This window comes from Leptospira sp. B5-022 (genome assembly GCF_000347035.1).
GTDB classification, from domain to species: Bacteria; Spirochaetota; Leptospiria; order Leptospirales; family Leptospiraceae; genus Leptospira_B; species Leptospira_B cinconiae.
This window is the reverse complement of sequence record NZ_ANIJ01000007.1, coordinates 1-1,789: the sequence shown is the minus strand read 5'-3', so window position 1 is coordinate 1,789 and position 1,789 is coordinate 1. Positions and strand designations below refer to the sequence as shown.

Sequence of the window (1,789 nt, the reverse complement as noted above, 5' to 3'; positions counted from 1 at the left end):
TCATGATTTCGAAAAAGATAGCTCCGTATTCATGAGTCTAGTACATCCGGACGACAAAACCCTGATTCGAAAATCGATACGAAATAGTTTTTCAGGAAAAGAGAATGTAATCAATTTAGAATATAGATTTTTCCATCCGGATGGGACCATCCATTGGCTGGAAGTCAAAGGGCAAGTCTATCGGAACTCCAAAAAAGTCCCGGGACGAATGGCAGGGATCATTGCGGATATCACGGACAGGAAAAAGTCGGAGGAAAAATTAAAAGCTAGCGAAGCAAGATTTCAAACATTCTATAGATTTGCCAACGAAGCCATCATTTTCATTGACCCGAGAACGGAAGGAATTTTAGACACAAACCCGGCCTTCTTAAGAATATTCGGTTTTAAACAGAACGATCTGCACTCGATCTCTCCCGTATCATTATTCACTCCGGATTCATGGGCAACACTACATGCAAGGATACGCTCTTTTGAAAGCTCCGAAAACTTGGAATTGAGAGCGATACGCTGGAATGGTCGGATTTTTTCCGCGATAGGAAGCGTTCATTTTTATACAGAAAGAGAATCCTATGTAGCTGCAATCAGCCTTTTGGATACCTCCGCAATCCAAGAAGTGGAAGAATTAAAAGTGATCAATGACGAGATCTCTGTCAGGAACAGGCTGATCGAGATGCAAAAAAACGAACTACAGGAAACATTAGAAAACCTTAAAAAAGCTCAGGCTCAGCTTATACAATCCGAAAAAATGGCGGCACTCGGACAGTTGATCGCGGGTGTGGCCCACGAGATCAATAATCCGATCGGTGCAGTCCAAGCTTCCAACCAAAACCTTCAGGAATGTCTAATCCGTTTTCAGTCGATTTTACCGGATGTTCAGAACGTATTAACGGGAATGACTACCGAACAGGTTGAATCCTTTCGCCAATTCTTAAGTCTGGTCAGACAACCGAAAGACCAATTGGCAGGGATGGAAGAAAGAACGGCCAAGAAGAATATAGTATCTCAATTACAAGAACTGAATATTCCCAATCCTTATGCGATCGCAGATGCTCTGACTGATATGGGTTTCAGGGAATTACCCAAGACCGCCCTTCCATTCCTGGTCCGTGAAAGAGCGAACGTACTTTTGGAATACTCCACGTTAGAAGCGTTCTTTTTCTCGAATACGAATACGATACAGATCGCCGTAGACAGAGTCTCCAAGATCCTTTACGCTTTAAAAAATTTCTCACATTTTGACACCATATCGGAAAAGATCCCGGCCTCCATTACGGAAAATATTGAGACAGTTCTCACAATATACCAGAACCAACTCAAAAAAGGCATCCAAGTCTCCAAGGAATACGAGAATATTCCGAAAATCTTATGTTATCCGGACGATTTGATCCATGTTTGGACAAATCTCATCTACAATTCTCTCCAAGCAATGGAGTTTAGGGGAGAAATCAGGATAAAAGTCTATCGTAAAGCTGACTTTATCAACGTAGAGATCACGGACAACGGTCCTGGAATCCCTGAGAATATTTTAGATAAAATTTTCCAACCGTTCTTTACAACCAAACTTCCCGGAGAAGGAAGCGGCCTGGGTTTGGACATCGTAAAGAAGATCGTGGAAAAACACAAAGGGAAAATCGAAGTAGAAACAAGGCCCGGATTTACGATGTTTCGGATCCTGCTTCCTTTTGTAGAAGTTAAAGTTTAAACTTATCGACGGATTTCAAAAGCCCTTCGGATTGCCCATGCATCTCACTGGAATAAGAAGTCAGATCATCCGCTCCGGAAGCCACTT

At 42.3% G+C, this 1,789-nt stretch carries 1 protein-coding gene; it reads left to right on the top strand.

Annotation, left to right across the window (positions count from 1 at the left end):
- The coding region (locus LEP1GSC192_RS03365) for an ATP-binding protein (RefSeq protein ID WP_157186884.1) at positions 1-1,702 on the top strand (1,702 nt) is incomplete at its 5' end.
- Between the last annotated feature and the right edge of the window lie 87 nt (positions 1,703-1,789).